Source organism: Sphingomonas sp. Leaf412, from assembly GCF_001425405.1.
GTDB lineage: Bacteria > Pseudomonadota > Alphaproteobacteria > Sphingomonadales > Sphingomonadaceae > Sphingomonas.
This window is the reverse complement of record NZ_LMQP01000002.1, coordinates 551,618-574,545: the sequence shown is the minus strand read 5'-3', so window position 1 is coordinate 574,545 and position 22,928 is coordinate 551,618. Positions and strand designations below refer to the sequence as shown.

The window sequence follows — 22,928 nt, the reverse complement described above, 5'->3', positions numbered from 1 at the left end:
CGATTAGTCCGGCAAGCATTAGCGGCAGGGTCGACCGCAACGAAGGTGCGGTCAGACGCCTTGCTGGCGCGCTGAATCGAGGGTTCGCTTTAGCCGCTGTGCGCCAGCGCGTCCCACTCGAGCGTGAGCTTGCCAGCGGATGTCCTCGGCAGCGACGCGCGGTCGACGAGCTTGCCCTTCACCTCGAATGTCCCGTTGATCTTCACGATCAGTATCTTGCTGAAGTTGCGCTCCATATTCAGCGTTATCCGGTCGTTGCTTTTGAACGGTGTGGTCGTCTTCACCTCGTCGAGGTCGTTGCCGATGAACCCTGCGCGTAGTTGCGGTGCAGCTTCAGGCCGAGGGTTATGACGCCGTACAGCTCGCCGATGTCGCCGTAGACCTGAAGGTGTCGGCCCGTGATCTCGTAATACTCCTGGGTCGGCCCGTGATCTCGTGATACTCCTGGCCGTGCCGAGGAGGCTTTCGAAAACCGAGACGACCGACAGGTTGGCGTGCGGATAGCGTGCTCGCCACTCCTTGTATTGAATCTGCTCGTCGATCTCGTCCCAGCTGATCCACACGCCGTCATCCCAGAACGCGTTGTTGCTCTCCAGCACTCCCATGCGAATAGACCCCGGCTGATTCTCTCCGCACCTGCATGACGTCGCTTGGTGAAGGCTTCGTCGCCGGGCCGGCCTGCCGTCGTCCGTCGACCTGGTGGGGGGCGCCCTTTTCGCAGGTAGGGTCAACATCCTTCGTTGCCGCTGATGCCGGTCTCGCTTAGCACAGAAGATCCGGGGGGAGGTGCCGATGGCGTGGTTGCGCAGGTTGCTGGAGTTGGCGCTGCATGCAGGCAAGGACGTCGCGACGTCCGCGCCGGGGGGACCGTTACTCAATGCGGGCCTTCTGAGGCCTCGCAAGGCTGGCGGTAGCATCGTGACGATCGACGCGATCGACTTCGTCGGTCAGCACACCACATCGCCAAACGGTCGCTTCAACCTGCTGTGGCAGGATCGCGCGTCGATCAACGGCACGGTGCGTGGCGGACGATACGTCCTCCTGGACAGTGGACGGCTTGTGGTCGACGCGCCGATGGCGCGGCCCCAGCACGGCAAGGTCGCCGACAATGGGACCTTCATTCTCAACGACTGGGGAGCCAGCGACGAGTTTTCCGGCACGTTCCATTCGTTCTCGTCCGATGGTGGACGGATAGCGTCCCGCGGCTTCAGGGCCAATCTTCTGAACAACGGGCTTTCGGATGATGGCGCGCTCGCGGTCGTACAGACCTGCAACGCGCCCGGGTCACTGGACAGCTCGGTCCTGGCGGTATTCGACCTGGCGGCGGGGAAGGAACTCGCTTGCTGGCAGCCGGTCTCGGGCTGGGCGGATGAATACGAGTTTCCGTGTGAGGATCGCGTTCGGATGATCCGCCGCGGCAGGCCCCCGCTAGATTACCGACTGGACGGTGAGTTTCTTGACCGCGCGCTGTGGTATTTCGACGGGGTGTCCCGGGGCGAGCACCACGTCATCCGGGAGGCTCTCGAACATGGCCAAGCCGTGACGGAGCTCGCGCCGGCCGACCTACGCAAGGGAGTCGAGGTCGCCCTCGCCGACCCGGACGACCGGTTCAGGGCGCAGAGCCTCCGCCTGCTTGGCGAGATCGAGGAGCTTGCCGGAGACGATCGGGCGGCCATCGAAGCATACCGGCAGGCACTCGAGATCAATCCGCGCATCGGCGTCGCGAAGCGGGCCACGGCCCTTTCGAAGCGGATAGGCGGCGGCTGACGCCGGACCGGTCCAACGGATCGCGCGCCCGTCTGGACTACAGACGCCGGGAGGTCCGACACGGTACCGCCACTCGACCGTCAGGACGTCTCGCGGGCGGCCTTGATCAGCTTACGCAATGACAGCGTGGGTGCGATGGTCTCGCCGATCTCCAGGCCGTCTCTTAAACCCGGAATGTTTAGGCCGTCGCCTCGTCCGGGTGCCTCCAGGCCTGTCACCGGAGCGAAGGTGCACTGGAGGCCCAGTCTCGGCTCCTGGAAAGGGATCGGCGGACCGGACGTAACCCACAGCGGCGTCTTCCCGCCGGCGAAGAGCGCGGTGTCCACGAACATGCGGGGTCCGCCCAGGCCGGCACCCGATCCTCCGGCGTCGGCCACGTAGGCCCGCGTGAACGCGAAGTTGGCTTGCAGCTGTGGTATGTCGTCCGAGTAGCGCTGGATGCGGCCGGCCTCCCGCACCGCCTGCTCGGGCGCGATCTCGCCCGCGGCCATGCGCTCGAGGATACGCTCAACCCGAGCTGCAGCCGCATCGATGCCCCGCCGACTGCCGCGCGCGCGGAAGCCGGCAGCGACGACCATGCGCGCGCCCGGCCAGCCGTTGCGCCGCTCGAGTTCCGATATCGCATCGAACAGGAGGAACGAGCGCTGCAGGAAGTCGTGCGTGATGCCGTTGCTGCGCAGCGACAGGTCCCGGTAGGCCACTGCGCCGTCGTTGATCACGAGAGTCTTGAAGTGCCGGCCGCTGTGCTCGGCGACGATGCGGTGGAACGCACGCAGACGGGTCACCGCGATCTTGGCTCTCGGATCTACGGGGTTGAGCTCCGCCTCCCCGATCATCGAACCGTATCCGAGCAGGTCCACCCAAGCCGCGGCGGAAATGCTGAAAGGCAGGGCCGCCGCCCGGGTCCGCGAGATCGCCGGCGCGCGTATCAAGAGCCTCCGAAACCGCCCGTGACGTAGAGCTCGATCTCGATCGTGTTCGCCGCGGCCCGGGTGCGCGTGTTGTCCGCCCCAAGCGAGAAGATCAGGATGCCCAAAGTTCTCATTCGGCCCTCCCCCTTGTATCGAGACCCCATCGAAGCGACACGCCCGAACGCCGGACCAGCGGCTGCAGGCTAGGCCGCCGTGCTGACGGAGTCGATCTGCAGTGTGCGAGCCGCCGGTTTTGCTAGCCCATCAACCTCTAGGTCTGAAAGCTGCGGTACCGCGAAGTCCCGCAGCGCCACCGGGGATCATGTTAAGGCCGTCCGGATGCTTCGAGGCAAGGCTGTACTTCTCGACCATGGCCTCCTCGACGTCGAGCGCCTCGTCACGTGAGAGGCCGGTGGCGCAGATGGTCGTTATCAGGCCGCGGAGCTTTGGCCGCTCGTCGGGCACGCTGTAGAGTTCCTGCGCGCGCGCGGCCGTCAGGTTCCTTAGCGTTCGCGCGAATAGGCGGTGGGACTTCCGGGCGACTGCGAGTCGTGTGTGTTCCTGGAAGCGCAAGCTCCAACCCCGCTTCGTGACGCCGTAGTAGACGAGATCTCTTCCGTCGCTCGTCATGAGTACGTGGAGGTATACCGTGTATGTCCCCTCGAGCGGCGGGTTGCCTTTGAGCACGGCCCGCATCGGCAGCTCGACGCGCATTCCCACGTCGAGCGTAGGGGAGACCATGCTGAGGAACACCGCCGGCGCGATCCCGGCCTCCCGCTCCACGTTCAGGATCGCGGCCGCGTGGAGCACCTTGCGCTCCGCGTTCATGGTCTCGGTGACGTCGGCGACGATGCGGCCTGATGACAAGGACGGTGACGGGCCGTTTTGCAGGCCGCCCCCGCGGACCCAGGCCTGCATGTCCGAGACGTAGCCGCTCGTCTCGTCGAACGCGGTGAGGACATCGTCCAGCACCTCGGCCGAGCGAAGCGGGTTGAAGGTCAGGCCGCGCGAGAGGTGCATCAGCGCGGTCGGATCGACGAAGCGAAGCCGCTCATTCAACAGGTCGGCGGCCTTCCAATCGGGCTTGAATGCTGGAAGGAGTCCGGGCGGTAACGTCCTCAAGCCAGTGAGCATTCCGAGTGGACGTCGGCCCCGACCACCGACCGGGCGATCGACGCCAGATGCGGATGGTGGGTGAAGAACAACACCTGAGTGGACTTGGCCAGCTCGGCGAGGACGCGGAAGCCCGCCTCCGACCGCTTGTCGTCGAAGTTCACGAAGAGGTCGTCTGCGAGGAACGGCAGCCGGATGCCCGAGGCGACCGACTGCTCGACGGCGGCGAGGCGCAGCGCCAGGAAGAGCTGGTCCGTCGTGCCCTCGCTCATCGCACCCACGTCGACCACGGTGCGGCCGTCGTCCCGCAGGCCGAGCAGCCTGGGGGTGGTGCCGTCGTTGTCGATGCGCAGGGCCGAGTAGCGCCCGATCGTCAGTGAGGAGAAGAGTTCGCTGGCGCGCAGCAGCATAGGGTCCTGGTGGCGCTCGCGATACTGCTCGATCGCCCAGCGCAGGGTGACCGCCTGCGCCCGCTTGAGGATGTACTGCTCGGTGAGCACGCCAAGCTCCGACCTCGCCTGCCCGGCGTCGGTGGCCGCGTCCACCGCCGAGGCGCCGGTCGTCTCGAGGCCGGCGAACGCCGTCCGCGCGTCACCATGCGCGGCGGCCGCGGCGGCGACTTCGCCGTTGAGGCTGGCAAGCTCGGCGGAGAGGGTCTGCGTGCGCCCCGCCAGACCGTCGGGATCGACACCCTCCTGCGCCGCCAGCAGCTCCTCGAGACTCTTGCCGTCGCCCGCCGTCTTGATCGCCGTCTCCGTCGCCGCGATGGCGATGCGCAGGGCGCGTGCCTCCCGCGACCTCTGGATGGCGGCTTCGAGCTCGGCCGTGTCCTTCGAGGCGGTCTCGTCAATGAGGGGGCCGAGGGATGCGAGGGCCACCGCGAGCTTGGCGTCCTCGGCGGCGGCGTCCTCGGTTCGCTCGGCCACGGTCTCCTCTAACGACGCGAGCACGTTCGCGGTCGCGCGCGCCGCCGTGAGCCGTTCACGCATGATCTGGAGGCGTTCGGCGGGGCTTCCCGACGCGTCGATGCCGAGCGCGTCTGCGATCGACGCGATGCGCGCGTCGTGCTCGTCGGCGTCGCGCCCCATTCCGTCCATGCGGGCCTTGCGCTCCGTCTGCGACGCCAGCGCCACCCGCAGCTCCTCGAGGACGTCCAGGGTGGCGATCGCGCCGGAGATGTCCATCTTGATGCGGGCATCCGCCAGCAAGTCCCGCCAGGCGGCGGCCCGGACCGTCGCCGCATCCTCGAGCCTCTTCCTGCGTCGGGTGAGCGCGTCGGCGTCCTGCTCGAGCTGTTCCGCCGCGGCCTTGCCGAGCCGGGCGGTCTGCTCCGCCGCTTCGCCATCTGAGCGGATCCGCTCGGCACGGGCGAGGACGGGGGCCAGTTCGGTGGCCTCGTGCTCCGCCGCGTCCAAGGGGAGGCATGCGACGAGCGCGGCACGGACACCTGCCCGTCGGCGGAGGCTGGCCGCGGCTTCGTCCTCGAGCGAAGTCGCGGTCTCGTGCGCCGCCTCCGCCGCGTCGCGGTCGTCGAGCCAGCTGGTGAGCTGCTCAGGCTCCATCTCTGCGTAGCCGGCGCGGGTCAGTCGTGCCGTCCAGTCGGCACGGAACGCCGTCCCCTGCCCGGTCGCGGTCGTGGCACGGGCCTCGGCCTGTTCGGCGTCCAGCAGCAGTTTCGCGGCGCGCTGGCCCATGTCGGCCAGCCTGCTCGATTCGTCGGCTGCGGCGAACCGGAGATCGCTCCGTTCGTCCGCCCCGGCGACGGTTGCCTCGAAGGCAGCGACCGCGTCATCCGGGGCATGAAGGGCGGTTTGCCTGAGGACATGGTCGCGGATCGGCTGCCAGCGGTCGTCGCGCTGGGTCCGCGAGACCACGATCTCGTCGGCCGAGATGGCTGGACCCGACGAGAGTTGCCTCATCTGCAGCTCGAGGGCCGCCGCCTCCTCGCGCGCCCGAGTGGCAAGGGCCATTTCGCGGCTCGCCGTCGCGGCCAGGTCCGCGAGAGCCGTGCGTGCCGCCTCGATCTCGGTGGCGGCGATGCGCGGAAGAGCCAGAAGGTGCGGGATGTCGCCCTTCCAGGGCGCCAGACGTGCGAGCGCCTGTTCGACCGCCGTGGCGGCGAGTGAGGCCTTACGCTCCGCCGCGTCGCACCTGGCGTCCGCGTCCACGCCGAGCGCCCGGGCCGCGTCGACGGCTGCCACGACCGCGGCGAGTTCGACCGTCTTGGGCGTCTCGTCGACGCTCTCCGACACGGCTTTGCGTCGCTGGGCGAGGTCCTCCTCGCTCTCGGCGATCTGGTCGAGCGCCGAGACATCCTGCACGTGGGCCAGCGCCAGCTCGCGTAGTTTCGAACTGACGATCCTGGTCGGCGGCTCCGCCGCGCCGACCTCCTCCCGCAGCCGGGCGACGAGGCCGTCCCCGGTGGCGTGCGCCGCCGCGAGGCGGACCATGTCGTGCCTCGCCTTGGCCACCGCGCCGGCCGTAGCACCGATCTCGTCGATCTGATCGGCCTGCGCGAGCACGGTCGGATCCGGCACGAGCGCCTTCATGCGCCCGGTCGCCTCGTCGGCCAGCTTCAAGGCCATCGCCTTCGCCAGCGTGGCGCGGTCGATCTCGGCCATCGTCGTCTCCGCAGCGTCCTCGCGCTGGGGAGCGATGTCGACGGTCTCCGCGTGATCGGAGAGCGAGGCGAGCTGGTCCGCGAGGAGCCGCGCCGACGGCGCGATGCGTCGTGTCCGCTCGACGCGGCTCACTTCCGCGAGGACCTCGTCCCGCCGTCGTTGCGCGTCGTCCAGCTCGGCTTGCGCGGCCGCCACCGCGGCCCGTGCATCGAGCCATGTCTTCGGACGTAGCGACTGGTCCCGCACCGCACGCGTCTGTGCCTCGAATTCGCGCTGCGCGATGGTGAAGGACCGCTTGCTGGACGCTCGCGGACCCCAGATCGCGTCCGCGTCCTCCTCGATGCGCGACAGTTCGTCCGACACGCCGGTAAGGCCGGAGCCTGCCGCGAACAGGGCGCGCCCGAGGTCGTTGCGTGCCTCGACCATGGCCCTCCCGCCCGCGCGCAGGCCCTCCTGGTCGAGACTGAATGACAGGCCGAACGTCTCGCGCGTCTGGCCGCGCAGCATGGCCAGCAGCGTGCCTTCGTCGAGTGTCCGGTCGTCCAGGCCGAGCAGCGTGCCGCTGGTGCCCTTCTTGCGGCGGCAGGCGAGCGTCCTGCCGTCGTCCTCGATCACGGCCCCGACGCGCAGGAGGGAGTAGTCGTAGCGGAAGTTGTATGGTGAACGGGTCGGGAAGCCGAAGAGCAGATCGGACACCGCGGCCATCGAGGTGGTCTTGCCCGCCTCGTTCGCACCGTAGACGACGTGCAGGTCGGGTGCGCCGGGGCGGAAGGTGAGTTCGCAGCCCTCGAAGTGGCCGTAACGCTCGAGGGCGAGGCTGGCGAAACGCATGCTAGGCCTCGCTCGTCAGGCGCGAGCGGAGTGCGAGCGTCGCGGTTTGGAGGACGGAACTCCAGTCGCCGGTGGTGGCGGCGTTGCGCAGCTCGCCGTCCTCGTCGGGCCCCAGTGACATCTGCGCCGCCAGGAGGAACGGGCCGAGATCGTCCGCGAGCATTTCAGCGAGCGCCGCGTCGGTCGGTGCGCGCGCGATCAGCGCCGCGAGGTCGTCGCCGATGACTACCTCGTCGGCTTGGCTTTCGGAGGCGACGAGCACCTTCACCTTCTCGATGAACAGGTCGGGCGAGATGGACGCGGCGACCGCCCGGGTGTCGTCGCGGAGCGGGCCCGCGCGATCGTGCATCGTGCCCGCGTCGGACGTCGGCCCCGTGAGCGTCACGCGAACCACGAGGGGAAGTCCCGAGGCGCTGCCCCGCCATGCCGTGAGCAGCGCGGCGCGTATCAGCGCCGGGACCGCGTCGGCCATGGCGTCGGTGCAGTCGACCTCGACTACCGCCCAGCGCAGCACGTCGAGCTCGATGCGCTCCACCGACGCGACCCGTGCGTCCTCCACGGTGACGATCACCGCGCCCTTCGGTCCGGTTTCGCGGATCGTGCGTCCCTGCGTGTTGCCCGGGAACACGACGTGCGGCTCCTTGCATACGATCTCGTGCTCGTGGACATGCCCGAGCGCCCAGTAATCGTATCGTTTGGACCTCAGGTCATCGAGGCTGCACGGGGCATAGGAAGCGTGACCCTGCCGTCCGGCAAGGGCGGTATGCAGCATGCCGATGTTAAAGTGGTGGCTGGCGGCCTCGGGATAGGCGAGCACGAGGTTGTCGGTGACGGCGGGTGTAGGAAAGCCCTGGCCGTGGATGGCGACCCCGATGTCGGCGAGGATGTGGGTTTCCGGCTTCTTCGTGCCGAACAGTCGCACGTTAGGCGGCCACGGCACGCTCCTCGTGATGACCGATTCCGCGTCGTGATTGCCGGCGAGGAGGAATACCGGGATGCCTGCCTGGTCGAGCCGCCCGATCGCGCGGGCGAAGTAAAGGCCGGTGCCCATGTCACGCCATTCGCCGTCGAAGAGGTCGCCCGCGATTAGGACGAAGTCCACCGCCTCGTCGATGGCGAAGCGCACCAGATTGTCGAACGCCGCACGGGTTGCGCCGCGGATTTCCTGCTCCGGCAGGCCCTCGTAGCGCGAGAGTCCGCGAAGCGGACTGTCGAGGTGGATGTCGGCCGCATGGAGAAAGCGAAAATCAGTAATCGATCGTCCCCCATGTGTCGCGGTTCAAGTGTCGCCTCGGTTGGTAATGTTAAGACACCTTGCAGCATGTTGTCGATTGACACAAATTCGAGGGAACGGGTGCTACTGCCGGTCGGACACGCTCCGTCATCGTCAGGGTGATATAACAGCTGGCCGAACCGATCAGCCTGTCGAGCCGCCCGTAGTCCATCGGTTCCCGGTCGTGACCGCCGTCCTACTAGCTACCGTGCCGCTGCCGAAGCGGCGGGGACGAATAAGTCTTGTGGGAGTGCACCAGGGCCGGAAACCGAAAGTTTTTGCCGCCGGTCGGGACTTGGTTGTCAGCACCGTCCGCGGGACTTGTCACTCCCAATCGTCGTCGCTCCATGGCTCCTCGGCGATCGTGTCGCGCAGCGCGTCCTCAAACTCCGAGCCGATCGAGAGTGTGTCGTCGTCCAGCCGCGCGGGGATCGACTTGACGATCGCTGGCTGGGTCGTCCCGCCGGCCCGGAACGCAAGGTCCTCGAAGAACGACCGCTCGAACTCCTCCACCGCTACGCCGTCTTCCCAGATGTCCGGCATTCCGGTCAGCGTCATGGACCGGGCGTGGCGCTGGACGGTGACCGGATTGCTCAGCGCCTTGGTGCGGGACGTCACGAACCGCTCGAAGCGCAGCTCGCGGTTGCTCACGGGACGGGCGTCGATCCCGTGCGTCTCGAGGAACCTCCCCAACGTCTCGACGTGGCTGGCGAAGGCATCGCGCACGGAACGCTCGCCTTCGGGCGTCCGCAGCGTGGCGCCGATCTCCGCGAGACGCCGCTCCCTGGCTGCTTCGTCCTGCGCCACCTTGCCGCGGACGTAGTCGCCGTAGGCCTGGGGCATCCACCATCCGAACACCGTGTCGATCGAGTATGGTCGAATCTGCACCCGACTGCCGGACGGGCCGTCACCGTCGAGGTCGTCGTCAACGTCCGCGATCTGCAACGGGCTTCTCAAGTCGAAGCCGAATCCCTGCGTCCGCGGATTGGCATGGCTGACGGCGGACGATCCAGCGAGCGCCTCGGCGAGCCGCTCGTGATGCCGGGCGTCGAACCGGAACGCGTCGAACGTGAATAGTCGCTGCGCCGGCGGCTTGTGACAGAGCAGCCCCGCCATAAAAAAGTCCCGCAGCGTCGTGATCTCGGCCGCCGGGGGCGACAGCGCGACGTCGACGGCCTTGGCGAATACGGCTGCGACGTATGCCGACAGCGCCTCGTGCCGGCCGGATAGCCGGACCATGAGTTCGTGGCGGGTGCTTCCCGGATTGGCGGAGCCCACGAACCAAACCGGTCGGGTGGTATTGAGGAACCGGAAGAGCTTGGTATGGAAGTGGACCGGCGAGCTTCTCACGACCGCCACGACGACGTCCCGGAAGCCGCTCTTGAGCAGCTTTTCCCTCAGCCGACGCATGTCTGCCCAAGTCGCTGGGATTGCCGATTTCGCCTCGATCCCGACGGCGATCCTGACCTTGCAGGCGCTACGCCTGGACCGTCTGACCTGCTTGCACAGCGCGATGATCGGCTCGACACTGTAGAAGCCGCCAAGGATTGTGATCTCGGTAGCGGACGAGGCCGCGGCCTCGAGAGCCTCGTCAAGCTCGACGTAGTCGACGTCGTCGCCGAGAGCGATGAGGTCAGGTCGTCCGACGAGGATGGTCGCCGACACCATGCGTTGTTTTGACATTGCCGGACGATAGCGTCGCATACAGCGTCGGCAAGGCGGTCCACGGCATTATCGTTGGCGAGACCCTAACCCGGTCCAGCAGCACGGCGGTCGCGACGCATTCGTCTCCGTCGAAAAAGGGATCCGCTGCAGGATACCGAAAGTCCTCGCGTCCGATTCCGCCGATGTGATTCACTTGACTCGACCGTTAGTCGGACCATCAATACAAAAGGCCAACACGTCGCTTGGCTTCGTACATATAATTCTCGCCCCCTATTATCATCTTCAGCTATTTTCAGCCGTTGAGCATCCCGGCGCCTCTGGGCTGAGGTTTTCTCGTCGGCCTTGCCTCCTCCGCCTGCGTGGGTCACGATCGGTGCGTCGCAGGCGAGGCCGCGGTATGGGGGGGATTCATCGACGTGCCAATAAAGTGGTGACGGCTGCTGAGGCTGCTTCTGCGACCGCGCATCCGCTGGACGTCGTCCGGGCCGGGCGTTGGACGCGGGCGCTTTTTGGCACCTATGCGCTTAGTCTGGGGTTCTTCGAGGCGGCACCGCTGCGGGCGCTGCGTCGGGTCGGCGCCAACGACATCCGGATCCTCGCCGACGTGTCGGGTGTGGCGGCCTCGCTCGGCGAGGCCGGGGCGCGCGAGGTTGGCCGGACCTACGCCGTGGACGCGATCGGCGCGCCCGGCGGATGCTTCCATCCGAAGTTCGTCCTGCTCGATGGCGAGGATGGTCCGCGCCTCGTGATCGGTTCGGGGAACCTCACGTTCGGGGGCTGGGGGCGCAACCTCGAGCTCTGCGAGATACTCAGTCCGCGCACGTCGCCGCGGGCGTTCGGCGACATGGCCGACTTCCTCGAGGCGCTTGCCACGTCGCCCCGCCTCGACTTCCCGAACGCAGGAATCGCCGCGTCCTGGGCGGGCGCGCTGCGGCGGTCGGGAGATATGGGCGGCGGGTCAGACGTGCGCCTCCTCCACAGCGTCGACCGGCCAATCGCGGACCAGCTCGTGGAGATGGCGGACGCGGCGGGCGGGGCAACCGGGCTTCTCGTCGCGTCGCCCTACTTCGGGTTAGCCGGCGCGGTCCGCAGACTGGCCGACGGGCTGGGGCTGGAGCGGTTCGCGGTCCATGTGTCCACCGCCTTGGCATTGGCCGGTCAGCACTACGACTTCGCACACGATACCCGAGCGGACCGGGTCGTCGTCGAGGGCCTCGACGAGGAGCCGCGGCAGCGTCCCATGCATGCCAAGCTCATCGAGATTATCTGCCGCGACCGCGTGCTGACCGTGAGCGGCAGTGTGAACGCGAGCGGACCGGCGCTTTCCCGGGCAGTGAACGTCGAGCTCGCGGTCGTGCGCGCGGGACCTGAGCGCACGCCGGTGCGGGCGTTCGTCGGCTCGCTGCCTCCGCTTCCAGTGGTCGAGACGGAGGGGTCCGGAAGCGACGACGCGATCCTGCTTGCGAATCTCGTCGGCCGTAACCTGTCAGGGATCGTAATGGGTGCCGACGCCCAGGGCACCTGGTCGGCGCGTCTCGACGCGACGGGGGAGTTCCGCGAGCTGGGCGATCTTGAGGTTGGGCTAGACCGCCGCTTCTCGATCGAGATCCGCGGAGGGGACGAGATCGGCTTCGGCAGCCGGCGCGCTATCCTTGCGCTGTCGCGCGATGGGCGGCGTGTCGCCGGTTTCGTGACCTTCCCCGATCTGCTCGAGTTGAACCGCCGATGGGGTTCGAGCGCCGGCAGCATGATCCGGGTCGTCGGCGGCTCGGCGGAGGACGAGGATCTCGCCGGCGTGCTGGAGTACTTCGCCCGGCACCCCGACGAGACGGCCGCGCCGTGGAGCAACGGTTCCGCCGTCCGCCCGACCGATCGCGTGGTTGACGACCGGAGCGTGTCGCTGGCGGAACTGGATGTGCGACCACGCGCCGGGGGTACATCGCCCCACGTCGCCGGCTGGGGCGCCAGCGCGATCGACCGGCTGATCGCGGCGGTGCGCCGCAGTCTCGTGAGCGGCGGCACTGGCGGTGGCGGATCGGCCGCCGGCGATGCGGAGGATGCCGGGGCGGGCGGGCGCGCGGCCAGCCCGCCGCCGGAGCGGACGGAGAAGGTGTTCGAGGTGATCCGGGAGGCCTTCGCCTCGAGGATCGACGATGATCCTCAGACCGAACTCCACCGGCTGGGCGATCTCGGCCTGTGCGTGCTCGCGCGCCGCCCCGACGCCGCGCGGGTCTCGGAGTTCGCCTCGTGGTGGACGGTGCTCGCGTCGCCCAGGCTGCGCTGCGACCCGGAACGGGCGGAACTCCGCTCCCTTGCGACGGCGATGGTGCTTATCGACGCGATGGCCGCGCGTTCGCCGATCCGCGCGCGGCGCAGGATCGCGGCCATGGTCGGACCGGTGGACGATGCGCTGGACGCGTGCATGGGCGCGATGACCCCGGTTGTCAGCGGCCTAGTCGCCGAAGCTACGGCGGGCCGCGAGGCGCTGGACGCGTTCGTGGCCGAAGTCCGCGGGGAGCGCTCCGTCCTTGAGGAGCTGCCGGTCCTGCTAGCTGCGATCCGCGCCGGCGGGGCCCCGCCGCCGCTTCCCTGCCTCGACCGCGAACCGGAGATGGCCCGCATCCGGCGTCGCATCGCGGACGGCTTCGCCGCCCGCATACCGATCGCCGGTCCGTGGCACACGTCCTGCCCCAAATGTAGCATCGGCCTGCCCGCGGCGGACATCCAGCGGCTGCGCGCCATCGGCCTGGTCGCTGCACAGAACTGCTGCTCGAGCGTCGTTGTTCTGGATCGGAGTCTGTGATGGCGCGGATCCGCAATCTCCATGATCTGGACGATGTGATCGCCTTGGCCGATCGCCCGCGCCCGGTCCCGATCCTGCCGCTCGAGACGGGGGGCGTGGATCCGCTTGGATTGAGGCAGCTCAACTTCGACATGATGGATCGCTGCATCCCGGGCCTCAACAACGCGGCATGGCGGCTGCGACCCTACGTGGTAATGGCGTGGGCGTGGTGGCAGGCAGCGCGGCTGGCGGAGCGCGCCGGGCTGCAGTCGCTACCCGTGCCGGTCGGGCGGCGGTTCACCGACCGGATCGAGGTCATCTTCCAGACGGGCCAGCTGATGGCGGGGGACTTCTCTAGCCTTCCGGGTGTGGAGGGTCTGCAGGCGCGCGTCGTAGCGAAGCGGGGCTACGACTTCTCAACGCCCGAGTGGGAGGACTGGCATCTCCGGCGCCGTGACCAGGGGTCGCTTATGTCCCCGGTCTCGTATGGTCCCTCGGTGAAGGAGGGGCTTGGGATGGGCTTCCTCAGATCGTCGGGCGGGCTGTTCGCGCCGGTGGACGAGGTCATGCCGGCAGTCCTCGCCCTCGACGCCAGATTGGCGCCGGCGCTTGGCCATGAGGCGTTCGCCTCGCTGGAGTGCGGCTGGGTGTCACTTGACCTCATGGTCGAATGGCATCCGCTATGGGACATGCGGGATCTGACCCCGGCGGAGGCCGAAGTCGGGCGCCTGGCGCTTGTCGGATCGGGTGGCGTCTCGCCCCGCGCCCGGACCATGGAGCTTGTCGGATCAATCCTCGGCTCCGCGACCGGACCGCTCGACACCGGCCAGCTGAGGCTGCTCGCTGCACGGTCCGACCGTGAGTGGTCGGACTGGCCGACCGCTCGCCTGTGGCGTGCCATGCAGACCCGCCAGCTGATGCGGCTGTCGCTGGAGGGTCTTCTGAACTGGGTCCTGGCGATGGCGTCCAACCGGCCGGTGACGCTCGACGAGCTCGTGGGCTGGCTGCTCGAGGCGCTAGACGCCTCCCCCGACTTGCCGTTCGGGGAATGGCTGGACCGGCGGGACCGTGGTGACGAGGGCGATGACGCGGTGGTGTCGCCGGTAACGCTGCTCGACGCGATCGAGGGATCCCGCCAGTGGGACGACCCTGCCCTCTGCGCATCCGGCCTTCGGGCAGCGATCGCCATCTGCAGGGTGATGGACGAGGCCGAGGACCTGTTCGCGGGTCAGCCCGACCGGCTGCCGCTGACACGTCTTTCGGCACGCTTCCGCAGCGCCGCGGGTCTGCCGATGCGAGACGCCTGCGAGCTGATCGTGTCGGAGCTCCTGATCGGCCAGCACGTGTACTGGGCGGTAGGTCGCAGCGGCGATGACACGCAGCGGTTGCGGATCGTGCTCGACGAGGGCGGTTGGATCGCCCTGCGTGGCGCGGGACGATCCAATCCCACGGCGGACCGCCTCTACACGCTGCTGGAACTCGCCTCCGACTGCGGGATCGTCGACCAGGCGGAAGGCGGCTACGTCAGCCCGGCGGCGCGGACCGGAGGCGGTACCGCATGAGCGACGAGCTGTTCAGGGACCGGGTCCGCGAGCGCGACCTCGACAACTTCCTTGTCGAAGAGCTGCACGCCTCGCCGGAATTCCGGAGCTGGCTGCTCGGGCATCTGACCGCGCGGTTCGACGCTCCCGAAGGGTGCGAGGTCAGGTTGCAGAAGTCGCCGACCCGGCTCCAGGACAGCCGGCAGACAGACGTCCAGATCGGGTGGTTCGATCCGACCGGTGCGGTAACGGCGCGCGTCCTGATCGAGAGCAAGGTCACGGCCGACTTTCAGCCCGGCCAGGCTGAGGCCTATGCGGCGGAGGTGGCCGCCGCCCGTTCGGAACTGGGCGCCAGACGGGCCGCGTCGGTGCTGGTCGCGCCAGCCGGCAGGCTCCGCACCCTGCTCGACGCTTCGACCTTCGACGCCAGCGTGTCGATCGAGGACATCGCCGACGCTCTCGAGGTGCGTCGTGGCGAGGACGTTCCCTTGGAGGTCGATGCCCGGCTCGGTGTGCGCGTCCAGCTGCTGGAGGCGCTATGCGGCAAGCGTGCGTCCGCCGCCTGGATCGCCCGGACCGTTCCGGAGAAGCGGGACTTCGCCGAGGCCTATGCGGCGCTGGCGCGCGAACGCCTGCCGGCCCTGCGTGTGCGGCCATCGACGGACGGACCCAAGGCCATCACGCGGATATTCGAGGGGTTGACCTTGCCGGGGTTGCCGGCCCCGGCCCTGCGGCACGAGTTCGGGAACTCGGTTCCCTGGAAATGGGTCAACGCCCAGTTCTCGAGCCTGGCGCACCTGGCGCCGGCCGCGCGCGCCTCCGGGATCCTGGCCGGAACGCCCTACTCGGCCGAGGGGGCGGGGAAGTCGCTCGCGATCCGCGCGCGGACGCCGGGCATCGACCCGCAGTCTCCGTTCGCCTCGCAGCGCGACGCCGTCCTGGCCGGACTGGACGCCATGGCCGCACTGGTGGACTGGTTGGAGGGCAACGCTCCGAAGCTGGCGGCGGTCCTGGGCGGCGGCACTCCGACACCGCGCGCGGCTGCCACCACGGCGCGGGACGCCGCCTCGCTGGATCGCGAGTTCGCCGACGCTCTCCGTGACATCTACGCCCAGTGCGCGGCGTTGGACTACCATCCCACCGGTATGCTCCAGATGATCGACCGGCTCGGCGGCATCGGGACCGCCCGCAGGTTGCTGGAGCTTCCGCCTTCCGAGGGGTTCGCGCGCCTCGCGTTGCTCGAGCGCATCGACCTCGCGGTGGAGTCGCTCGTGCTCCAGCCGCGCTGGGATGGGATCTTCACTGAGGAGGAGCGGCGCATAGCGCGGCGCCGCCTGCTATAATTCGCGGTTTTGCCTGTGCTGAAGCATCGATGCAAACCGGCGCGACGATGGGGGACTGTGGCATGGAACTGTTTTTCCCGGCGAGCCGTCAGGCGATACGCCAGGTCACGTCTCTCTTCGAGTTCGTGTGGCCGACGGCAGCCGCGCTGTGGAACCTTCGCTGGCAGGTGCAGGGCTTCATCGCCGAGGTGCCGCACGCCTCTGTCGATCAGCTGAAGCAGAGATTCCTGTTCGGAAGCAAGATCGACAACGTCGATCTCAGGCGCACCGTCACCGACTACACGTGGGACGACCAGACCGCGATCTTCGGGTCGTTCGTTCTGACGAACGCTTTCGCGATCTACGAGCAGTGGGCCGACGACATCCTGCACTCGCTTGGCGAACGGGCCGGATCGGGCAAGAAGCTGCAGTTTCCGGACAGGGTGGTCACGACGATGGCGGGTCTTCTCGCGAGCGAGTCCAGCACTCTGAAGTCAGCCTATTATCCAATCTATTCCACCGACAGGAAGTATTCTCTCCCGCATCTCCAGAACTTCATGCTGTGCTATCGTTACTTCAAGGAACTGAGGAACGCGCAGGTGCACGCTGGAGGCGTGGCCGACCAGAAGGCGGTCGATGCCTACACAGCCTTCCAGCCGGTCTCCGGCAAAGCGCAGCTGGGGAGGAAGGGCGACCTCGCGTTCGATCCGGTCACGCTCGGCCAGAAGGTGTCGCTGAACCTGCGCGGGGTCGTCGGGTTCACCGACGTGCTCATCAAAATCATCGCGACGATCGATGCGGAACTTTGCCACGCGGAGAAGGCCGAGGCGGTGTTCGAGAAGGCGCTTCGGGCACCGGTCGCCGGTCGATGCTCTCCGCAAATCAGAGGAAGCGCCATGCACAGGTTTCGACGCGGTGTACGGCTGCCGGGTTCCCACCTCCGAAGGACCCCGGAGCGGTGTATGACTTCCTGCTCGCCCACCGCCTGATCGTCATTTGAGCGCGTCGTCCTGGCGAATGCCGGGCTTCGACGCGCGTTGCTCGAGAGGAGCAGTCGCATGAAGGAAGTCGTCCAGGCGCAGTACGAGCAGCGGCTGTCGCGCTACGCAGCGTTGATCCACGGAAACGAGCCCCCGGGTCTCGTCGCCACGCTCGCTATCTACTCCGCATTGCTCGAACAGGAATCGATCTTGGGCGAGCGGCTGTGGAAGATAGAGCCACTCCTGTATCCCTTGATCCAATCCGTCGAGATCGACCTCCATCTGGCGACAGCGCGGCTGCTGGAGCGACCCAACCGCAGCGACAGGAGCCTCATCGGCTTCCTCAAGTTCTGTCGGGAGAACCGTACGCTCATAACCTGGCTCGACGGCACGCCACCGCCGGCGGATCTTCTACAGACGCAGATCGACCAGCTTGAGGCCCACCGGCCCACGATCGACGCGATAATGGGGAGGAGGGACAAGCACTTCGCCCATCTCGACAAGAAGTATTTCGACGGCACCGCCTCGATCCATGAGGACTTTCCCCTGTCCCAGTCCGATGTGATCGCCTTGGTGAACGCCGTCATCGGCATCGTATCGGCGCATCAGCGGCGCCTGTCGGGACAGATGAACTTCCACCTGGCCGAGTTCTACCGCGTCGCCGTCGATAACATGGTCCGCAACCTGACGGTGGGCCGGTCGACCAATTTTCCGGGTCAGCTCGACTGAGCGCCCGTCGCGCTGGCCGCCGGTAGGCGGCACAGCCGCTTCAGGTTCTTGAGATGGTTGGAGTCGACATGGTCCATCATGGCGAAGAGCGCGCCGGCGGCGGCACGCGTCTCCTCCAACGTCATGGTCGAGAACGACAGCAGGTCGTCGAGGTTGTCCGAATGGGATTCCACTTGGGCCAGCCGCTCAAGCGCGGCGAGACGATCGCGATCGAGATCCGGATGGTCGGCGCACAGCTTGTCGAGTTGGTTGGGAAGGCCTGACCCGCCCGGGCACTTGAATGCGAGGAATACGTCCAGGACCCGACGAAGCACGTTGGGGATCATGTATCCGTGGTCGTCGTAGGCGTCCGGCTGCTCGACGAACCGTAGAACGTGGCTGAAGAGGAAGTGGTATTCGGAATCGTATTCCCGGAGCAGCTTCGACATCTCGACGATCATCGACGATCGGCGCGTCTGCCCTTCGGGCATCGTGACGTCGATGAAGAGGAACGTCGCCGAAGGATCCTTGCCCTCGGGTGGCCGGGCCTTCCATTTCCAGCCCTTCCGGAATTCGTTCATGCACTGCAGGTTATGCGTCATGACGAACACCTGACCGGCCTTGTCCAGACGCGTTCGCACTAGGGAGCAGGCGAAGTTGAGAGCCTTCGTGTCGAGGCTCGAGACGGGATCGTCCACGACGATGATCGCGTCCTTCAGCTTGCGGTTGTCCGCCTCGATGGACGAAAGGAAGTAGGAGATGGCGATGGCCGTCTTCTCGCCTTCGCTCGGGACGCCGCTGATCGGTGTGCCATGCCGCTGCAGCTGGTAGCCATCGTCGACCGGGTTGATCGTCAACTCACCGTGGCCGAGATAGGCCGCGATCAGCTTGTTGATTACGTTCGCCGCCGGGCCATGGGTCCTGATCCGCTCGCGTAGTTCCCGAGCGGACTTCCTGAGCACCTCCAGTTGTTCGGTTCGGCGGAGGACATCCGCAGTCGCGTCATCGACCTCCTTCGCGCTTTTGGCATAATCATCGCGGCAGTCGGCGATGAAGTGCCGGCAGATGGACGTCTCGGCCTCCTCCTGGTGCTTCTTGAAGTCGGTGACGGCCTGGTTGTGGGCGGCGATCGCGGCGTTGATCGCCGACACCCCGGCCCCGATCCTTCCTGCCGTGTCGAGCACGTCCGCCTCGGAGGCGACGCCGGTCATGTCGGCAGGCGTTGCGGGCCGTTCCCGCTTGGATGCGAGCACGGCCTGCAGGGTGCCAAGCTGCGCGACGAGCGTCGCCGTGTCCGCGAGCGTGGTCTGTCGGGCGACCTTGAACTGCGCCCGCAGCTCCGTGACAAGGTCGTCGGATGCCGGGACCTGGCCCTCCAGACCTGTGACAGCCGTGACAAGTTCGTTCAAGCGGTCGGACGTCTTCGCGAGGCGGGCCACGAACTGGTCGACCCGGTCGTCGAAGGCGGAGCTGAGGAGAGCGCGCCGTTCACTGGAGATGGCGTTGCCGCACAGGAGGCAGTCCTCGATGCTGTTGGCTTCGTGGAACTCGTGTCCGTGCTTCAGCCAGAGCAGCATGTCCGGGTGGCGCTGCACCTCGTCGAGGGCCACCATTGCCAGCGACTGGCCGCAGACCTCGGATATGAAGCGGTAGGCCGTCCCGATGGTGGCCTCGTCGAACGTGAGCGCCTCGCGGCGCGGCATCGGCTCGTCTAACCGCCGCGTGTCCTCGGCGGCCTTCAGCTCGTCATCGCTCAGCTTCGGGCGCTCGTCGCCTTTCCATTTCTCGTAGTCCTTCGCCAGCCCCGGCGCCTCGTACTTCCGGCTGCCGAGGTGAAGGCGGGAGGCGACCGACTTCGCCCGTTCCTTCTTGAAGTTCGCGAAGGTCTTCTCCGCCGCCTTCTCCGTTGCCGTCGCGACATTCCGGTCCGCCTCGGCGATGACGATCTGCCCTTCGATCTTGGTCAGCTCGTTGGCAGCGTCCGCCTGGTCGGCGCCGATGTAGAACACCGGGTTTGCACGGCCCGCGGCCCATTGCAGGTTCTGCTCGATGTAGTCCGAGTTGAACACCAGCAGGCGCCGCTCCAGGCCGTTCGGATTGGACGGGCAGCCAAAGGCGGTCCCATCGTCGAGCGACACCTCGAACGCCGCGCCTTCCGGCAACTTAGAGTGGGGCTCGCCAGCCTGAAGGCTGGCGAACAGCCGCGAGAGAGTGCTCTTGCCCGACCCGTTGAAGCCATAGACCAGATTGTATCGACGGAACTGGAGCGGGGGCGACTTCGCACCTCGGTCAGCATAGATGCCCAGGCCCTGCATCGACTTGATGTTCGTGATCATCCCCATCCGGTCAGTGGATGACGGGGCCGCTTCGATGTCAACTTCTTCCTTCGCTTCGGCGCTCTCTCCTAGCACGTCTCCGGTTCAGTCCAAGCTCCCGACGACATCGGTTGCGTCTGGTACCGCGCAGGAAAATTGTCTTGAGCCATTCGATAGCAGAGGAATATGTGCTTGGACGGCGTCCCGCCAACGAGCGGCTTTCGCAACGCTTATAGAGGAGATGGAAGTGCGATTGTTTAGGGTGGTTGACGAGGATTTGGCCTGGTTGGCGGAACAGCCAGAGACCGCGATGGCGGTCCAGATGGTTGCCTTGGAATTGCCGGGCGGCCGCTATTCCGTCGCCGTCGTCGCGGGCGGGAGGGTTGTCTGGGACATGTCAGGGTCCGAGGACGACGGCAAAGTAGAGCGCTTGCTCGACGAGCCCTGGCTATCTGGCGGCGAAGCGGAGTCCAGGGCAGAGCCGTTCGAAGCATGGGTCGCTCAGCTGCCGCCCTTCGAGGGGATACTACGCAACGGTAGGGTGGTGGACCGCCGTTTCTGGATTGTGCCCGCTGGACCGTTCCCGCCGCCTCCGGCGCCACCGACCACAGTATATGGCCACCTTCCGTTCGTCGGCCAGTGCGGTCGGGACGAAGTATACTACCGATGGGAACCGTTTCCTACGAGCCGCCGTATCGATCCGTCCACGAATGCTGTCAGTCCTGGCACCTTCACCGCGCCGCTCTCAGAGGTGCCATTCGTCGCCTCCGGTTTCGGCGCCGTGGGGCGTTATGCCCTGCCCGGGCTCTCGCCGGCGAACTGGCGGTGGGAATTGAGGCCCCCTCGCGGTACGCGGTTCCGCTGCGGCGCAAGCGTGCCATTGTATGGCCAGGCAGGTGGAGGTGTTGAGTGCGTTTTCGACTCAGGGTTCGCCAATGTTGGACCGATAGCAAACCCGGTCGTGCTGCCGACGCTTTAGAATGCAATACATGCACGTCCGACCGGAATGGAGTGGGTGGACGACGATGAATAAACGACCGCTCTTGAGAAGCTCGGATGATCAACTGAGTGTCTGGTTATGGGTCGGAGCAGCCGCAATCTGCCGGTCGGTTTCCGACCCAATCCCGGCCGTTGAGCAGATCGGCGCGCCATCCCAAAACCGTCCCCTCCGAGAATCCGCAGCAGTCCCGTTTCTCCATGTTCAACAGACCATTTCGGGAAAACTCAATCGGGAATAGATTTCGGGAAAGCGGCCCCGCGCGATGCCTCAGGAAGGTGGATGTTGTCCGGGCGATCCCGTTCAACCTTCCATTATGGGAACGCCGATCAGGCTCTGGTTCGCTCAGTTTCGCGCGTGATCGTCCAATGCTCCAATTGTTTGTAAACTATCACCTTGTTGCCGAGCAGATCGCCATGCCGGCGACAGAAAATGTTGAGCTGGTCACGTTCGCCGACCAGCTCGACGCAGATAGTCAGATGCGGATCGGCAATCTCCGATCCATTTTCCCGGATTGGGCCGCGATTGCTGAAGCCGTAATGCATGTTCTGCGCGACGGCGTTGATGATGCCGTCCGCCTTCGCGGTGCGGATCAGCTCGCGATAAAAAGGTTTCGCACCCCAGAAGCGACGTGGGCCGACCTTGTCAGACGGCTTCAAATAGATGCGCAGCATTCCAACCTCGCGGTGCTGGACGGTGAAACGATCAGGCATAATGGGCCTTTCGATAGGAAGCAGGATCAGACGCGCGAGCGACGGCGGGAAGCACGGTGCGTGCGGGCATCACGCAGGGTCGCATCGGGTGTGAGGCGCGCAGCAGGCACCTTGGGGACTGCGACGCGCTGCGACAGATAAATGCCGTTATGACCCGAGCAAAGGTAGGCGACGAAGCATGCGACCGCGATCGGCACAGCATAGGCCGCCCCGAACAATTCGATCCCCATGAACGTGCAGGCAAGCGGCGTGTTGGCCGCACCCGCGAACAGCGCAACGAAGCCGATCGCCGCGAATAACCCTGTCGACACCCCGAACATAGGCGCGAGTGCATTGCCGAGCGCCGCGCCGATGAAGAACAGCGGTGTCACCTCCCCGCCCTTGAAGCCGGTACTAAGGGTGACGACGGTGAAGAGCAGCTTCAGCGCCCAGCTCCACGGGTCCGTATTGGAGCCGAAGAAGCTGGCGATGGTCAGGCCATCCGGCGTCGCCGCTAGCGTGCCCAGACCGAGATAGTCCCGCGTGCCGAACAGCCAGACCAGTGCGATCACGGCCACGCCACCGATGACGGGTCGTAGTGGGCCATAAGGCACCATGCGCTTCAGCCATCCGCCCAGCGCATGATTGGCCTCTGCAAAAGCTAGTCCGACTAACCCGAATACGACGCCCGCGACGCCAACCTTGATGACGATTAGAGCGTCGACCGGCACTGTCGCATCGACATGGTAGATGCCGTGGTGAATGCCCCAGGCAAGACAGGTCCAGTCGCCGACCAGTGCCGCGACCAGGCACGGCACCAGCGCGCGATACTCGACCCGGCCAATCGCCAGCACCTCCAGCGCGAAGACCGCTCCCGCGATCGGCGTCCCGAACACTGCGCCGAACCCTGCCGCGATCCCGGTCATCAGCAGGATGCGCGTTGCTTGCGTATCCAGCTTGAGGGCGCGCCCGAACCCGCCGGAAAGACTGCCGCCCAATTGCACGGCGGTGCCTTCGCGCCCCGCCGATCCACCAAACAGATGTGTCACGACCGTGCCGAAGAAAATGAGCGGGGCCATGCGCAGCGGCACGCCGCCCCCCGGTTCGTGGATCTGCTCGACGATAAGATTGTTGCCACCTTCGACCGAGCGCCCTGTCAGATGGTAGAGCAGTCCGACCACGAACCCGCCGATCGGCAGCAGGTAGAGCAGCCAGGGAAAGGCGAAGCGAATCCGGGTTACGGCATCGAGGCTCCACAGGAAGGCTGCGCAGAGCGTTCCCACCGTTGCGGCCATCGGGACCAGGATCAAAGCCCACCGCAGCACCGACATGGCATGGGTGCGGCGATCGCGAATGAACGCTGCCATGTTGAACTGGTCGTAGAGATTGCGAAATGTCGCGCGCACGATT

The 22,928-nt window shown here is 66.7% G+C and carries 15 protein-coding genes; 6 read left to right on the top strand and 9 right to left on the bottom strand.

Annotated features, from left to right (window positions below):
- Positions 1–89: 89 nt before the first annotated feature.
- Complete coding sequence (locus tag ASG29_RS07075) at positions 90–599, bottom strand: hypothetical protein (protein ID WP_235532810.1); 510 nt, start codon at positions 597–599, stop codon at positions 90–92.
- 193 nt (positions 600–792) lie between these two features.
- Here ASG29_RS07075 and ASG29_RS07070 point away from each other — a divergent pair, with 193 nt between their 5' ends.
- On the top strand, positions 793–1,767 hold the full coding sequence (locus ASG29_RS07070; protein WP_055982160.1) for a tetratricopeptide repeat protein: 975 nt from the start codon (positions 793–795) through the stop codon (positions 1,765–1,767).
- Positions 1,768–1,847: 80 nt separating this feature from the next.
- Here ASG29_RS07070 and ASG29_RS07065 read toward each other — a convergent pair whose 3' ends face one another.
- The 5 genes from ASG29_RS07065 to ASG29_RS07045 all read right to left on the bottom strand — a co-directional run bounded on the left by ASG29_RS07065 (position 1,848) and on the right by ASG29_RS07045 (position 10,199).
- The gene (locus ASG29_RS07065; protein ID WP_200932383.1) at positions 1,848–2,627 is read right to left on the bottom strand and encodes a hypothetical protein; all 780 of its coding nucleotides are present in this window, start codon (positions 2,625–2,627) and stop codon (positions 1,848–1,850) included.
- 315 nt (positions 2,628–2,942) lie between these two features.
- A complete protein-coding gene (locus ASG29_RS07060; RefSeq protein ID WP_156457926.1) occupies positions 2,943–3,800 on the bottom strand; it encodes a hypothetical protein in 858 nt (285 codons plus the stop codon).
- Positions 3,797–7,243 (bottom strand): ATP-binding protein, encoded by a 3,447-nt coding sequence (locus ASG29_RS07055; protein WP_055982155.1) that lies wholly within the window; start codon positions 7,241–7,243, stop codon positions 3,797–3,799. The genes ASG29_RS07060 and ASG29_RS07055 overlap by 4 nt, the downstream gene beginning before the upstream one ends.
- 1 nt (position 7,244) lies before the next feature.
- Positions 7,245–8,498: a metallophosphoesterase family protein gene (locus tag ASG29_RS07050; RefSeq protein ID WP_055982152.1), complete on the bottom strand. Its 1,254-nt coding sequence runs from the start codon at positions 8,496–8,498 to the stop codon at positions 7,245–7,247.
- A gap of 342 nt (positions 8,499–8,840) precedes the next feature.
- Positions 8,841–10,199, bottom strand: a complete 1,359-nt coding sequence (locus ASG29_RS07045) for a hypothetical protein (protein ID WP_156457925.1) — start codon at positions 10,197–10,199, stop codon at positions 8,841–8,843.
- A gap of 412 nt (positions 10,200–10,611) precedes the next feature.
- Here ASG29_RS07045 and ASG29_RS07040 point away from each other — a divergent pair, with 412 nt between their 5' ends.
- From ASG29_RS07040 to ASG29_RS07020, 5 genes are all read left to right on the top strand, one after another.
- Positions 10,612–12,984, top strand: coding sequence for a hypothetical protein (locus ASG29_RS07040; protein ID WP_156457924.1), 2,373 nt, complete (start codon positions 10,612–10,614; stop codon positions 12,982–12,984).
- The gene (locus ASG29_RS07035) at positions 12,984–14,525 is read left to right on the top strand and encodes a hypothetical protein (RefSeq protein ID WP_055982142.1); all 1,542 of its coding nucleotides are present in this window, start codon (positions 12,984–12,986) and stop codon (positions 14,523–14,525) included. The genes ASG29_RS07040 and ASG29_RS07035 overlap by 1 nt, the downstream gene beginning before the upstream one ends.
- Complete coding sequence (locus tag ASG29_RS16370) at positions 14,522–15,847, top strand: hypothetical protein (protein ID WP_082515742.1); 1,326 nt, start codon at positions 14,522–14,524, stop codon at positions 15,845–15,847. The genes ASG29_RS07035 and ASG29_RS16370 overlap by 4 nt, the downstream gene beginning before the upstream one ends.
- A gap of 62 nt (positions 15,848–15,909) precedes the next feature.
- Positions 15,910–16,815 (top strand): hypothetical protein, encoded by a 906-nt coding sequence (locus ASG29_RS07025; RefSeq protein WP_156457923.1) that lies wholly within the window; start codon positions 15,910–15,912, stop codon positions 16,813–16,815.
- 69 nt (positions 16,816–16,884) lie between these two features.
- The gene (locus ASG29_RS07020; protein WP_055982136.1) at positions 16,885–17,535 is read left to right on the top strand and encodes a hypothetical protein; all 651 of its coding nucleotides are present in this window, start codon (positions 16,885–16,887) and stop codon (positions 17,533–17,535) included.
- Here ASG29_RS07020 and ASG29_RS07015 read toward each other — a convergent pair.
- From ASG29_RS07015 to ASG29_RS07005, 3 genes are all read right to left on the bottom strand, one after another.
- Positions 17,523–19,850 (bottom strand): AAA family ATPase, encoded by a 2,328-nt coding sequence (locus ASG29_RS07015; protein ID WP_235532809.1) that lies wholly within the window; start codon positions 19,848–19,850, stop codon positions 17,523–17,525. The two genes, ASG29_RS07020 and ASG29_RS07015, sit on opposite strands and share 13 nt — an antisense overlap.
- 1,305 nt (positions 19,851–21,155) lie before the next feature.
- Positions 21,156–21,539 carry a DUF190 domain-containing protein gene (locus tag ASG29_RS07010; protein ID WP_055982130.1) on the bottom strand — a complete coding sequence of 128 codons (384 nt, stop codon included), beginning with the start codon at positions 21,537–21,539 and terminating at the stop codon, positions 21,156–21,158.
- A 26-nt stretch (positions 21,540–21,565) separates the two neighbouring features.
- Positions 21,566–22,924, bottom strand: coding sequence for a voltage-gated chloride channel family protein (locus ASG29_RS07005; RefSeq protein WP_055982128.1), 1,359 nt, complete (start codon positions 22,922–22,924; stop codon positions 21,566–21,568).
- Positions 22,925–22,928 lie beyond the last annotated feature (4 nt).

What these genes read in the sequence shown, in the direction of transcription:
- ASG29_RS07010 (WP_055982130.1), bottom strand. Translation starts at nt 21,539, where the DNA reads ATGCCTGATCGTTTCACCGTCCAGCACCGCGAGGTTGGAATGCTGCGC.
- ASG29_RS07045 (WP_156457925.1), bottom strand. Translation starts at nt 10,199, where the DNA reads ATGTCAAAACAACGCATGGTGTCGGCGACCATCCTCGTCGGACGACCT.
- ASG29_RS07070 (WP_055982160.1), top strand. Translation starts at nt 793, where the DNA reads ATGGCGTGGTTGCGCAGGTTGCTGGAGTTGGCGCTGCATGCAGGCAAG.
- ASG29_RS07015 (WP_235532809.1), bottom strand. Translation starts at nt 19,850, where the DNA reads ATGATCACGAACATCAAGTCGATGCAGGGCCTGGGCATCTATGCTGAC.
- ASG29_RS16370 (WP_082515742.1), top strand. Translation starts at nt 14,522, where the DNA reads ATGAGCGACGAGCTGTTCAGGGACCGGGTCCGCGAGCGCGACCTCGAC.
- ASG29_RS07020 (WP_055982136.1), top strand. Translation starts at nt 16,885, where the DNA reads ATGAAGGAAGTCGTCCAGGCGCAGTACGAGCAGCGGCTGTCGCGCTAC.
- ASG29_RS07055 (WP_055982155.1), bottom strand. Translation starts at nt 7,243, where the DNA reads ATGCGTTTCGCCAGCCTCGCCCTCGAGCGTTACGGCCACTTCGAGGGC.
- ASG29_RS07025 (WP_156457923.1), top strand. Translation starts at nt 15,910, where the DNA reads ATGGAACTGTTTTTCCCGGCGAGCCGTCAGGCGATACGCCAGGTCACG.
- ASG29_RS07035 (WP_055982142.1), top strand. Translation starts at nt 12,984, where the DNA reads ATGGCGCGGATCCGCAATCTCCATGATCTGGACGATGTGATCGCCTTG.